13 protein-coding genes are annotated in these 11,833 nt (G+C 73.0%); 4 read left to right on the top strand and 9 right to left on the bottom strand.

The window, feature by feature from the left end:
• Positions 1–431: siderophore-interacting protein (locus BU198_RS21285; RefSeq protein WP_188298453.1), on the bottom strand; the 431-nt coding region annotated here is incomplete at its 3' end.
• Positions 432–512: 81 nt separating this feature from the next.
• Here BU198_RS21285 and BU198_RS21280 point away from each other — a divergent pair.
• Entirely contained in the window at positions 513–1,280 is a 768-nt protein-coding gene (locus BU198_RS21280; RefSeq protein WP_188298452.1) for a TetR/AcrR family transcriptional regulator C-terminal domain-containing protein, read from the top strand.
• 97 nt (positions 1,281–1,377) lie between these two features.
• On the opposite strand, the gene BU198_RS21275 is transcribed toward BU198_RS21280, so the two are convergent.
• The gene (locus BU198_RS21275; RefSeq protein ID WP_188298451.1) at positions 1,378–1,836 is read right to left on the bottom strand and encodes a luciferase family protein; all 459 of its coding nucleotides are present in this window, start codon (positions 1,834–1,836) and stop codon (positions 1,378–1,380) included.
• Between the two features lie 52 nt (positions 1,837–1,888).
• Here BU198_RS21275 and BU198_RS21270 point away from each other — a divergent pair, with 52 nt between their 5' ends.
• Complete coding sequence (locus BU198_RS21270) at positions 1,889–2,371, top strand: MarR family winged helix-turn-helix transcriptional regulator (protein WP_188298450.1); 483 nt, start codon at positions 1,889–1,891, stop codon at positions 2,369–2,371.
• On the opposite strand, the gene BU198_RS21265 is transcribed toward BU198_RS21270, so the two are convergent.
• The 7 genes from BU198_RS21265 to BU198_RS21235 form a co-directional block, all read right to left on the bottom strand.
• Complete coding sequence (locus tag BU198_RS21265) at positions 2,355–2,870, bottom strand: flavin reductase family protein (RefSeq protein WP_188298449.1); 516 nt, start codon at positions 2,868–2,870, stop codon at positions 2,355–2,357. The two genes, BU198_RS21270 and BU198_RS21265, sit on opposite strands and share 17 nt — an antisense overlap.
• Positions 2,867–4,273, bottom strand: a complete 1,407-nt coding sequence (locus BU198_RS21260; RefSeq protein WP_317620233.1) for a dihydroorotase family protein — start codon at positions 4,271–4,273, stop codon at positions 2,867–2,869. Before BU198_RS21260 ends, BU198_RS21265 begins: the two co-directional genes overlap by 4 nt.
• Positions 4,274–4,287: 14 nt before the next feature.
• Positions 4,288–5,427 carry an acyl-CoA dehydrogenase family protein gene (locus BU198_RS21255; RefSeq protein WP_188298447.1) on the bottom strand — a complete coding sequence of 380 codons (1,140 nt, stop codon included), beginning with the start codon at positions 5,425–5,427 and terminating at the stop codon, positions 4,288–4,290.
• Positions 5,414–6,460: a PrpF domain-containing protein gene (locus BU198_RS21250; protein ID WP_188298454.1), complete on the bottom strand. Its 1,047-nt coding sequence runs from the start codon at positions 6,458–6,460 to the stop codon at positions 5,414–5,416. The genes BU198_RS21255 and BU198_RS21250 overlap by 14 nt, the downstream gene beginning before the upstream one ends.
• Positions 6,460–8,274, bottom strand: a complete 1,815-nt coding sequence (gene asnB, locus BU198_RS21245; RefSeq protein ID WP_188298446.1) for an asparagine synthase (glutamine-hydrolyzing) — start codon at positions 8,272–8,274, stop codon at positions 6,460–6,462. Before asnB ends, BU198_RS21250 begins: the two co-directional genes overlap by 1 nt.
• Before the next feature lie 14 nt (positions 8,275–8,288).
• Positions 8,289–9,080, bottom strand: coding sequence for a cupin domain-containing protein (locus BU198_RS43855; RefSeq protein ID WP_188298445.1), 792 nt, complete (start codon positions 9,078–9,080; stop codon positions 8,289–8,291).
• 247 nt (positions 9,081–9,327) lie between these two features.
• Entirely contained in the window at positions 9,328–9,912 is a 585-nt protein-coding gene (locus BU198_RS21235) for a TetR/AcrR family transcriptional regulator (RefSeq protein ID WP_188298444.1), read from the bottom strand.
• Positions 9,913–10,150: 238 nt separating this feature from the next.
• On the opposite strand from BU198_RS21235, the gene BU198_RS21230 reads away from it, so the two are divergent.
• Both BU198_RS21230 and BU198_RS21225 read left to right on the top strand, forming a co-directional pair.
• On the top strand, positions 10,151–10,573 hold the full coding sequence (locus BU198_RS21230; RefSeq protein ID WP_188298443.1) for a GlcG/HbpS family heme-binding protein: 423 nt from the start codon (positions 10,151–10,153) through the stop codon (positions 10,571–10,573).
• A 120-nt stretch (positions 10,574–10,693) separates the two neighbouring features.
• Positions 10,694–11,833: Cmx/CmrA family chloramphenicol efflux MFS transporter (locus tag BU198_RS21225; protein WP_188298442.1), on the top strand; the 1,140-nt coding region annotated here is incomplete at its 3' end.

The following is an 11,833-nucleotide window of genomic DNA, read 5'->3' as shown; positions in this document are numbered from 1 at the left end:
GCCGCCGCCGCGGCCTCGGCGAACGGCACCGGCGGGGCGTACAGCGCGGAGGGGCCGACCATGCCGAGCCGGTCCCCGGGCGCGGCCCGCAGCGCCCAGGCGGCGGCCGGTCCCGTGCTGCCGTGCAGCACGAAGTCGATCTCCACCAGCCGGCTGCCGGGGCGCCGGTGGCGCAGGGTGAAGCTGCGCAGCAGCGGGCGCTCGGCCTCGGGGACGGCCAGGTAGGCCCGGTACCAGCCCATCGGGTCGTCCTGCCGGGCGGGCAGCACCGGCTCGCGCTGCCCGGGGCGCGGGAAGCAGAGCTTGAGCTGCTGGTCGGGGGCGGTGCCGACGGTGTCGGGCAGCTCGTCGGCGGCGAAGGTGATCCGGGTGGTGCGCGGCGTGATCCGGCGGACCTCGACGACCTCGGCGAAGGTGACGGGCAATGTCATCGCGAAACTCCTTCGGTTGGTAACCTTACGGCATAAAGAGTTGCCGCCGCGGCGATACTTTACGCCATAAGGAGATGTCGGATGACCGTCTACGCCGGGCAGGGCGACGCCCGTCGCTCGCTCGCCCTGCTCTGGGGTGCGCCCGAGGAACCGCGCACCGGACGCAGCGGCCCCAGACCGGGTCTGAGCGTGGACGCGATCGTGTCCGCCGCCGTCGCGGTGGCCGACGCCGAGGGCATGGCCGCGCTGTCGATGCGCGCCGTGGGCGAGCGGCTCGGCCGCACCGCGATGGCGCTGTACACCTACGTGCCGGGAAAGGCCGAGCTGCTCGACCTGATGCACGACCGGGCACTCGCCGAACTCCGCACCGGGCAACCGCCGGCGGCCGGCTGGCGGGAGGCCGTCACCGCCTGGGCCGAGGGCCTGTACGCCTGCTACCTGCGCCACCCCTGGGTGCTCCAGGTCTCACAGGCCCGCCCGGTCCTCGGCCCCGCCGAACTCGCCGCGATGGAGGCGCTGTTGGGCGCGTTGCGGCCGGCCGCTCTGGCGCCGCCGCGGCTGCGCGGGGCGGTCGCCGCGCTCTGGCAGTTCGTCCGCGGCCTGGCCGCCACCACCGCGGACGCGCGCGGCGCGGCGGCCGCGACCGGCGTCACCGACGAGGAGTGGTGGTCCGCCCGGTCCGCCCGGCTGGCCGAGCTGGCACCGGACTTCGCGGAGCGCTTCCCGCTGCTCGTGGCCCTGCAGAGCGAGGGCGGCGGCGCCCCGGAGGACACCCACCGGGAGGCCTTCCGCACCGGCCTCGCCGTCCTGCTCGACGGCATCGAAGCGGGGGCCGGGCCACGGGCCTGAGCACCGGCCGGACGACGGGCCCGAGAAGGAGCCTGAGCACGGGACGGGCCCGGCCGTGTGGGTGACACACGACCGGGCCCCCGCCGCGTCCACCCGCTCACTCGTGGGCGCGGCCGCGGGCGTAGGTGTACGAGGCCAGCAGGATCCGCCAGGCCACCTCGATCTCGTCCCGGTCGCGCGGGCCGAAGAGCAGCAGGGTGTTCTGGATCGGGTGCGGGATCCCCCAGCCCGCGTCGGTGACGTGCTTCTTGGTCGCCGGGGGCAGGGTGAGGTGCACGCTGCCGTCCTGCGGCGGGTGCTGGTGGGCGAACTCCCGGCTCTGCCGGATGAAGGCGTCGTCGGGCCCGGTGCCGAACTCGGGGGCCAGGTGGACGGCGCGGGCCTCGGGGTAGGGCACGTGGGTCGGGGCGAGGTAGACGCCGCTGAGCGACCGCATCCGCTGCCAGAACTCCTCCTGAAGCGGCGTCGGGGCGATCTGGTCGAGCTGACCGTGGGGCACCGGGCCGCGGGTGCGGGGGGCCGGTCCGGGGCGGTCGGGAAGGTTCAGGAGGGACATCGCTTTCCTTTCGTCATTACGACATCGAACAGTTCTCGGCTACGCTCTGGGCATGGAGGAGAAGCTTTCGAACGCTCCCGCACTGGTGGAGGGGGCCGTCGCCCTGCCGGTCATCGACCGGCTGCTGCGCGTCTCACGCCAGGCCGAGCTGCGCTTCGGCCGCACGTGCTCCCGCTTCGGGCTTCAGGCCTGGGAGTTCGACGTGCTCACCACGCTGCGCACCCAGGCACCGGTCCACGAGATGTGCCCGGGCAACATCGCCGACCGGCTGCTCATCTCGAACAGCACCATGACCAACCGCGTCAACCGGCTGGAGCAGGCCGGTCTGGTCGAGCGCCGGCTGAGCCCGGAGAACCGGCGGATCGTGATCGTCCGGCTCACCGACAAGGGCCGCGAGGTCGTCGACCAGGTGATCGCCGCCCGGAAGCAGACCGAGCGCGAGGTGCTCGGCAGCGGGCTCTCCGAGGAGGAGGCCGGCCAGCTGTCCGCGCTCCTCGGCAAGCTCGACACGGCGCTCGTCAGCCACGACGCGTGAGCTCCAGGCGCTCGTAGCGCCTGCCGTGGTAGATCAGCGGCTCGCCGGGGGCGGTCCGCACGTCGAGCACGTCGAGCAGCAGGACGCTGTGGTCCCCCGCGTCCACGGTGCGCGCCCGCCGGCACCGGACCGCGGCGAGGGCGCCCGGCAGCACCGGGGCCAGGCCCTCGGCGTACTCGAAGCCGGTGCCGGCGAACTTGTCGTCCACGGACGTCGCGAACCGCTCGGCCACCGGCCGCTGTCCGGCCGCCAGCACGTTGATCGCGACCGGCCCTGCCTCGGCGAACAGCCGGTACGAGCGCGAGGACTTGGCCTGGCAGACCAGCATCATCGGCGGGTCGAGCGACACCGACGTGACGGAGGTGGCGGCGAAGCCGTACGGCGTGCCGTCGGGCCCCGTGGTGGTCACCACGCACACGCCGCCGGCCAGCGCGGCCATGGCGTCCTTGAAGTGCGCCCTCAGGTCGTCGGACGGCGCGAGCAGCGATTCCCGGCTCATCGCCCGGCCCCCGCGAGGGCGGGCACGCCCGCCTCCAGCCAGCGTCCGTCGGGGCGGCCGAAGACGGCGGTGCCGTCCGCCCGGCGGGCGTAGACCTCCCGGCCCTGCCGCAGGGTGCGCTCGACGCGGCCGGTGAAGGTCCAGCCCTCGTAGGCGGACCAGCCGACCTTGGCGTACGCCTCGTCGGCGCGCAGCCACCAGTTGGTGTCGGCGGAGACGAGGACGAGGTCCGCGTCGTGGCCCTCGGTGAGGGCGCCCTTGCGGCCTTCCAGCCCGAAGAGCCGGGCCGGGCCCTCCGCCATGACCCGCACGGCGATCGTCAGGGCCTGCTCGGCGTCCCCGCCGGGAAGGCGCCGGCGCAGCCCGGTGAGCAGCGCGGGGAAGAGCTCCTGCACCCCGGGCAGTCCGGGCGGGGCGTCGGGGGCGGGCAGCGCCTTGTCGGTGAGGGCGTGCGGGGCGTGGTCGCTCCCGACACTGGCGACCTCGCCGCGGATGACGGCCTGCCAGAGCCGGTCCTGGTCGGCCTGGTCCCTGATGGCGGGGCTGAGCCGGATGCGCGGGCCGAGGCGCAGCGTGTCCTCGGTGGTGAAGGAGAGGTGGTGCCCGGTGACCTCGAAGGTGATCGGGATACCGGCCGCGCCCGCCGCGGTGAGCAGGTCGGCCTCCTCCTTGCTGGACACGTGCAGGACGTGCACGTCGGTGCGGTGCCTGCGGGCGAGTTCGATGAGCTTGGCGACGGCGACGATGCCGCCGCTGCGCGGCCGGTGGGCCTCGTACGAGCGGTAGGCCAGGGGTTCGCCCTGCCACTGGTCGAGGAGGGCGAAGACGTCGTCGTCCTCGGCGTGGAAGAGCAGCCGCAGGTTCTTCGCGGCGGCGAGCCGGAAGAGGTCGTCCAGCCTGGCGGGTTCGCGCAGGACGTGCGGCGCGGTGTGGTGGCCGGTCAGGAAGGCCTTGGCGGAGGTCGCCTCGCGCGGGGTGAAGTCGTCGAGGAGCGTGACGTCGTCCGGGTTGACTCCGGCGTGGAAGCGGTAGTCGACCAGGCTGGTGCCCTCGATCAGGGCGTGCTTGGCGTGGGCGTCGGCGGGGGTGAAGGTGGCGGGCCGGGTGTTGGGCATGTCGATGACGGTGGTGACACCGCCCGCGACGGCCGCCCGCGAGCCGTTCGCCCACTCCTCCTTGCCGGTGAGGCCGGGAGTTCGGAAGTGCACGTGGGAGTCGATGAGGCCGGGCAGCACGTACAGGCCGGAGGCGTCGACCGTCTCGCGGGCCTCGGCGGGCGCGCCGGGCGCCAGGACGGCGGCGATCCGCCCGTCGCGCACGGCGAGGTCGGTGCGGGTGGCCCGGCGGCCGTCGACGAGCGTGCCGCCGCGGACGAGGAGGTCGTAGGCCGGGGTGGGGTTCACGGGGTCCACAGGGTTCACAGGGTCCACGGGGTGCTCACCAGCTCCCTTGCGAGGTCGTTCGTCGGTCCCATGAGCGCCACGGCGCGGGCGTCGCGGGCCATCCGGTTGATGGGGTTGGAGATCACGTAGCCGGCGCTGCCGAGCAGCCGGGCGAGGGTCTGGACGACCTCCTCGGCGACCTCGGCGGCGAAGATCTTGCTGTGCAGGGTGACGGCGCCCGGGTCGGGGGCGTCGCACCGCCCGGCCCGTTCGACCAGGGCGCGCGCGGCCTCGATCCGGGTGCGGACCTCGGCGAGCCGGAAGCGCAGGCCCTGGTGGTCGAGCAGGCCGCGCTTGCGGGCGGCCGCGAAGGCGTGGTCCCAGGCGGCCTCGGCGATGCCGACGGCGACCGCGCCCAGCGTCGCACCGGACTGGCGGACGCCGGCGATGACGCGGTTGGCGCCGTCGCGCGGGCCCAGCATGGCGTCCGCGGGCACCACGCAGTCCTCCAGCTCGATGAAGCCGGTCGCCGAGGCGCGCATGCCGACCAGGTCGAGGCCGGTGTCCGGGGTGATGCCGGGGGTGTCGGCGGGGATGAGGAAGAAGCTCTGGCCCGAGGAGCCGTAGACCTCGCCGTCGTCCTCGACCCGGGTGGTCTGGGCGAGCACGAGGTAGACGTCGGCGAGGCCGGCGCCGGTGGTGAAGGCCTTGCCGCCGCTGATCGACCAGCTGCCGTCGGGCCGTTCCTCGGCGACGGTGGCGAGGTTGCGCTTGGCGGCGCCCGCCCCGGACTCGCTCCAGGCGGAGGCCGCGAGCCACTCGCCGGAGGCGAGCCTGGGCAGCAGCTCGCGCTGCTGCCCGTCGGTGCCCCACTCGACGATGCGGCTGGAGACGGCCAGGTGCTGGAAGACGATGATGGCGGTGGAGGGGTCGTGGCGGGCGATCTCGGCGACGCGCCGGTTGACCGTCAGCTGCGCGGCCCCGGCGCCCCCGAGGTGGGTGGGCGCCACCAGGCCGGTGACGTCGGAGGCGCGGACGGCCGCCAGCACCTCGGGGAACGGCCGGCCCTCCCGGTCGGCCGCCGTCGCGTGCTCGGCGAGGGTGGCGAGCAGGTTCTCGCGGCCGGTCGCCGTGGTGTCGCCCAGCTCGGCGGTGGGCAGTTCAGCGGTGGGCATGGGAGAGGGCCTCCTTCTGGGCGTAGGGCCGAAGCCGTTCGAGGGTGAGCGAGCCGGTGAACTCCACCGACTTCTGGGCGACGCTCACCCAGGCGAGGGTGTCCGCGGGGGTGTTGCCGGTGACCGCGGCGCGCACGGCGGTGGTGCCGCCCGCCGTGCGGACGGTGAGCGGCTCGCCGGGGGCGGTGGCGCTGCCGGCCAGCGTGTACGGGACGGTGCCGGCCATCTTGCTCGCCGCGCCGAGGCAGACCGCGCCGGTCAGCGCGATGGTGGGGTGCCAGCCGGGCACGGAGATCGGGCGGGCGGCGATGGTGCCGTCGCCGTCGGGCAGCAGCGCCGCGATCTTCGGGAAGGCCCCGCCGCGGGGCAGCCCGTAGACGTCGGCGGCGGCGCTGCGGATCTGCTGGAGGACCTCGAACAGGTGCGGGTCGTCGGTGAAGAGCTCGTCGGCGTCGCGCACCCCGAGGTCGGCCGCGTCGACGAAGACGTACGGGTTGCTCACCGACACGCAGCTCGCGGTGATGCTGCCGTCCTCGTAGACGAGCGAGGTGGTGGGTCCGCCGCCGTGGGTGAGGGCGTCCAGGCAGACCGCCGGGTGGTGCATGAAGTGGGCGGTGAAGGTGGCGCGGTCGCGCTGGCAGTCGTCGACCTCGCACACCACGTGGTCGCCGTTGTTGAGGACGTTGACCCGCACCCGGTGGCCGGGGGCGAGCCGGTGCACCCAGCCGAGCCGGCTGGCGGCCATCACCGAGGAGAGCACCGAGTGGCCGCAGCTGCCGTGGAAGTCGAAGCGGGGCTCGGGCCCCGGCATGACCTGCACGAAGCGGTAGTCGATGTCGAACAGGGGGTGCGCGGAGGGGGCGATGAGCGCGATCTTGGTGATCTTCTCCAGGCCGTGGCCCAGCTCCGCGAGGTGGCGTACGGCCTCGCGCAGCGCGGGCTCCAGCTCCTCCGGGCGCTCGGGCAGCCCGTCGGCGGGCAGGGCGAGGGTGGGGCTGGGGCTGCCCTTGGCGTAGGCGATCTGGGCCTGCATCACGCCGCCTCCCTCACCGGGAGCGCACCGGTGCGCGGGGTGCCGAGCTGCTCGCGCCAGATCTGGTGGACCATCAGCGACCAGATGGCCAGCGCGCTGGTGTCGCTGGGGCGCTCGATCTGGCTGTCGATGAGGTTCTGCACGGCGGTGGCGTCGAGCTGTCCCCCGGCGCGCAGCGCGGCGGGCGACAGGGTCTCCCTGGCGTGGTCGAGCAGCGCCTCGCCGGGGCGCAGCATCGCGGTGATGGGCAGGGTGAAGGGCTGCTTGGGCCGGTTGAGGACGGAGTCGGGCAGCAGTCCGCGGGCCGCCTGGTACAGGGCCCGCTTGCCCTCCTGGCCGCGGACCCGGAACTCCTCGGGGAGGCCGAGGGCGAACCGGGTGACGGCGGGCTGGCAGAACGGCAGCCGGACCTCCACCGAGCTGGCCATGGACAGGTGGTCGACGCGGCGCAGGTGGTAGGCGGGCAGCCGTTCGTCGACCTCGAAGGCGGTGATGGCCGCCAGCCGGTCGCCGGTCTCGCCGTACTTCTTGCCGAGGGTGTCGCGCAGGGTGTCGTACGCGCCGCCGTGCTGCGTCAGGTAGGCGCGGTAGTCGTCGGTGTAGAGCGACCGGCGCAGTTCGCCCGGAATCGCGGCGAGGGCTTCGAGGTAGTTGTGGGCCCAGTCGCCCTCGCCGTCGAGGAGGGCCTGCTTGATGCGCCCGTACCCGCCGAAGATCTCGTCGGCGGCGTCGCCGGTGACGGCGACCTTGAAGCCGGCGTCGCGCACGGCCTGGAAGAGGAGGTAGGTGCTGATCGAGATGGGGTCGGCATTGGGCTGGCCGAGGTGCCAGACCACGTCGTGCAGCAGCTCGGGGAAGCGGGCCGGGTCGGCCACGACCTGGTGGTACCTGGTGCCGTGGCGCTCGGCGACCTCGCGGGCGAAGTGCCGCTCGTCGAAGGGCCAGTCGCCCTGGTAGGCGATGTTGAAGCTGGTGAGGTCGGACACGGTCTCGGCGAGGAGCGCGGTGACCAGGCTGGAGTCGAGGCCGCCGCTGGTGATCGCGGAGATCGGCACGTCGGCCAGGGCCAGCAGCCGCGTCTGCTCGCGCAGCACCTCCTGGAGCCGGGCTCCCGCGCTCTCCAGGTCGCCGAACCGCTCGTCGGAGGTGGCGTCGGCGCGGCGGACGGTGCGCAGCCCGCCGGCGGCGGTGAAGGAGGCGGTGGTGGCGCGGGGCAGGACCTGCACCGAGTCGACCATCGTCTGTTCGCCGAAGGGGGTCTTGCTGGCGAGGTAGGCGTCGAGGCCGGGCAGCCACGGGTCCCAGCTGATGCCCGGCAGCGAGAGCAGGGCGGGCAGTTCGGAGGAGAAGTGGAACGTGCCGCGCTGCCGGTCCCACCGGTAGTAGAGCGGTTTCATGCCGGCCTGGTCGGTGGCGAGCACCAGGGTGGGCTCGTGGTGCAGGTCGAGGACGGCGATGGCGAACATGCCGTCGAGGTGCTCGGCGAAGCCCTCGCCGTAGTGGTCGTAGAGCGCCGGGAGGATGCTGCCGTCGCAGTGGTCGTGGAAGGTGTAGCCGAACGACCGCAGCCGGGCGCGGAGTTCGTGGTGGTTGTAGATCTCGCCGTTGAAGACGACCTTGATGCGGTCGCCCAGGGTGTAGGGCTGGTCGCCGTGGTCGAGGTCCATGATGGCCAGTCGGTTGTTGCCGAGCGCCCAGTCGTCGCCCGCGGCCAGGTACTGCGCGTCGGGGCCGCCGTGCCGCTGGAGCAGTGCGACCGTGCGCAGGTGGTTCGCGGAGTGCTCTCCGCCGAAGTGTCCGTATATCCGGCACATGGCTGTGGGTTACCTCACTTCACATCAGGGGAGACGCCGGCGGCGTGGTACAGCGCCGGATCGAAGGGGGTGGGCCCGCCGCAGGTGGTGAACGGCTCGGCGTCGGGGCCCGTGTGGGGGTTGCGGGCGCCGTGCGGAATTCCGGGGGGCGCGTACAGGACGTCGCCGGGGAGCACGTCGTTCCACTGGTCGTGCATGTAGAGCTGTCCGGCGCCTTCGACGGCGATGAACGCCTCTTCGCTCTCGGGGTGGATGTGCACGTTGAAGGTCTGGCCGGGCTGCTGGACACCGCAGTGCAGGCACAGCCGCGCGGAGCCGCTGCCGGGCCAGAACACGAAGTTCATGACCGCGCCCTCGCCCTCGGTGGGGGCCTCGCCGATGCCGGAGAAGCCGCGCAGCTGGGTCTCGCTGTCGGTGAGGGCGCCGGCGGTCTTGGGGGACGCGCCCTCGGGCTCGCCGCCGACGAGCTTGCTGCGCCAGACGTAGGCGGTCAGGCCCTCGGCGCCGGCGGTGAGTTCGAGCGTGCGGCCGGTGGGCGAGTAGAGCGCGGAGGTGCGGCGCAGCCCGGTGCGCGCGCTGCCGACGTCGCCGTGGCCGGATCCGGCGAACACGACGACGACGTTCTCCTCCTCGAAGGACCAGCCCTGCCGCCAGACGGCGTTCGGGGCGACCTCGACGACGTTGAGCCTGACCTTCCGTGCGCCGATCGCCGGCCCCACGGGCTCCGCGACCCGGCCCCAGTCGAACGCCGAGAATGCGAATTCCTCGCGACGGATTATCGCGCCCTTGACAGTTTCGGCACTCACGCCGAGCCTCCTTGTAATCGACCGGACTCGAACTTCCCTTTACTCGGGCTGGCCCTGGAGAATCTAGGTGGAGGGACGGTGGAACGCCAAGGAAAATCGCGTGCGGCCAAGATTTCTCCCCGCATGCGAAGGGCCGACCGCCCGCTCGGCCGAAATGTCTCCCGGCGCAATGCGCGGTTCACCCGCGGACATACGAAAAGGGCCGCCCCCGCATTGCGGGGGCGGCCCTGCCGGCTGACGCCGGCGACTAATCGGGGATAACCGAGAGGGCGGTGTCGACGATGGCCGTGAGTTGCTTCTCGTCCGGCATCGAAATACTCATGACGCGCAGCGCCTGAACCATGGCCGTGAGGAATCCGGCGAGGGAATCGACATCGGCTTCGGCGGAGATCTCGCCGGCCGCCCTGGCGGCATGGAGGGCGGCGGCGAAGGCGCCCTTGAGCGCCTCGATCGCGTCGCGGGCGATCCGGGCGGCGCCGGGGTCGTGCGGGACCCGTTCGACCACGGCGCTCACCAGCAGGCAGCCGGGCCGCTCGGGGGCGCCGAGCGACTGGGCGATCCGGTCGAGCAGCAGATCCCGTACGGCCTGCCGGAACGGGACGCTGCGCAGCAGTTGGGCCTGGAGGTCGTGCGTCGTGAGCTTCACGTAGTGCCGCAGGGCCCGCTCGTACAGCTGCTGCTTGCTGCCGAACGCGGCGTAGAGCGAGCCCTTGCCCAGGCCGGTGACGGCGCACAGGTCCTGGACGGAGGTGGCCTCGTAGCCCTGGCGCCAGAACAGCTCCATGGCAGCGCTCAGCGCCTCGTCCGTGTCAAAGCCTCGGGGTCGAGCCATGCCGTGGAGCGTAGGTGGTTATGGACCGTTCGGTCAACCAAGTCCCGTGGGATAGCTGGCATTCAGGACTGGGACGGCCGGTTCGCGCCAATTTTCTGTACCGACCGGTCCACCTCGGTGACGGCTTGACAGCGGGCGACGACGCTGCGATAGCGTACATTCCCACATCGAACAGTTCGTCATTGAACGCTGGCTGTCCGCCGGCCCACCCCTCACCACACCCACGAGGAGCCCCACCATGTCCGACGTCGTCCGCCGCGCCTCCGTCAGCAGCGAGCTGGCCCAGAAGATCATCCAGGCCGCCGCCACCGCCGCGCTCGCCGGCGACAAGCGCTTCGGCATCTCCGTCGTGGACGAGAGCGGCCACCTGAAGGCCTTCCTCCGCCAGGACGGCGCCAAGCTCATCACCCTCCAGGTCTCGCAGGACAAGGCCTACACCGCCGTCGCCTCCCAGCTCTCCACCGAGCAGTGGTCGGAGAACCTCAGGAAGGACGAGGTCGTCGGCAACGGCGCGCCCACCGGCATCGCCCGCCTGGTCGCCCTCGGCGGCGGGCTGCCGATCGTGGTCGACGGCGAGGTCGTCGGCGCGATCGGCGTCTCCGGCGGCCACTGGACCGACGACGTCAAGATCGCCGAGGCGGGCCTCGCCGTCCTGGGCTGACCACCCCGTCCGCCCCGTCCACCGGCCTCTCCCCGCACCCCCGTCGGGGAGAGGCCCCCCGCCCCGCCTCCGGTCCGACCCCCTTCCCGCCCTCGCGCCCTTCCTCCGGGAGAAGTCGCCATGCCCATCGCCCTGTTCATCCTGGGCCTCACCATCTTCGGCCTCGGCACCACCGAGTTCATGATCGCCGGCCTGCTCCCCGAGCTGGCCGAATCCTTCGATGTGACGGTCCCCCAGGCGGGCCACCTCATCTCGCTCTTCGCCATCGGCGTGACCGTCGGCGCCCCGCTGATCACCATGCTGGCCTCGCGCGTCCCCCGCAAGGCCACCCTGGTCACCCTGCTGGTGGTCTTCCTGGCCGGCGAACTGGTCGCCGCGACCGCGCAGAGCTACGGCGTGCTGATGGCCGCCCGCCTCATCACCGCCGTCGCCCACGGGGCGTTCTTCGGCATCGGCGCCGTCGTCGCCGCCTCGCTGGTGGAGCCGGCCAAGCGCGCCCGCGCCATCGCCATCATGTTCGGCGGCCTGACCATCGCCACCATCGCAGGCGCCCCGCTCGGCGCGTTCCTCGGCCAGCACTTCGGCTGGCGCGCCCCCTTCTGGGCGGTCTTCGCCATCGGCGTCGTCGGCCTCCTCGGCGTCATCACCCTCATCCCGCACCAGCCGCGCGAGGAGGGCGCGAACCTGCGCGCCGAGCTCGCCGCCTTCCGCCGCGTCAACGTGTGGCTGGCCCTGGCCACCACCCTGCTCAGCCAGGCCGCGCTGTTCGCCGCGTACACCTACGTCACCCCGCTGCTCACCGACATCACCGGCTTCGGCGAGGGCGCCGTGCCGCTCCTGCTGACCCTCTTCGGCGTCGGCACCTTCTGCGGCAGCTGGCTCGGCGGCAAGTTCGCCGACCGCAACCTGATGCGCACCCTGTGGACCGGCATGATCCTGCTCGGCGGGATGCTGCTGCTCTTCCAGGTCTCCGCACACAACAAGATCGCCATGGTCGTCACCCTCGCGGCCTTCGGCATCGCCAGCTTCCTGATCAACCCCGGCCTCCAGACCCGGGTGATGAACGAAGCCGGCGAGGCCCCCTCGCTGGCCAGCGCCGGCAACATCTCGGCCTTCAACATCGGCAACGCGGTAGGCCCGTGGGCCGCCGGCCTGGCCATCACCGGCGGGCACGGCTACCTCGCCCCCGCCTGGGTCGGCGCGGCCTTCGCGGCCGCCGCCCTGGTCGCCGCGCTGGCCTCCACCGCGCGCGCCGCCTCC

This window comes from Streptomyces sp. CBMA156, from assembly GCF_014596515.1.
In the GTDB taxonomy this organism is placed as follows: Bacteria; Actinomycetota; Actinomycetes; order Streptomycetales; family Streptomycetaceae; genus Kitasatospora.
This window is presented reverse-complemented; position numbering and strand designations above follow the sequence as displayed.

Excerpts from the sequence above, each read along its gene's own strand:
- BU198_RS21270 (WP_188298450.1), top strand. The coding sequence starts at position 1,889 with ATGGAGGAGAAGCTTTCGAACGCTCCCGCACTGGTGGAGGGGGCCGTC.
- BU198_RS21250 (WP_188298454.1), bottom strand. The coding sequence starts at position 6,460 with ATGCAGGCCCAGATCGCCTACGCCAAGGGCAGCCCCAGCCCCACCCTC.
- BU198_RS21275 (WP_188298451.1), bottom strand. The coding sequence starts at position 1,836 with ATGTCCCTCCTGAACCTTCCCGACCGCCCCGGACCGGCCCCCCGCACC.
- BU198_RS21265 (WP_188298449.1), bottom strand. The coding sequence starts at position 2,870 with ATGAGCCGGGAATCGCTGCTCGCGCCGTCCGACGACCTGAGGGCGCAC.
- BU198_RS21255 (WP_188298447.1), bottom strand. The coding sequence starts at position 5,427 with ATGCCCACCGCTGAACTGCCCACCGCCGAGCTGGGCGACACCACGGCG.
- BU198_RS21280 (WP_188298452.1), top strand. The coding sequence starts at position 513 with ATGACCGTCTACGCCGGGCAGGGCGACGCCCGTCGCTCGCTCGCCCTG.
- BU198_RS21235 (WP_188298444.1), bottom strand. The coding sequence starts at position 9,912 with ATGGCTCGACCCCGAGGCTTTGACACGGACGAGGCGCTGAGCGCTGCC.
- BU198_RS21230 (WP_188298443.1), top strand. The coding sequence starts at position 10,151 with ATGTCCGACGTCGTCCGCCGCGCCTCCGTCAGCAGCGAGCTGGCCCAG.
- asnB (WP_188298446.1), bottom strand. The coding sequence starts at position 8,274 with ATGTGCCGGATATACGGACACTTCGGCGGAGAGCACTCCGCGAACCAC.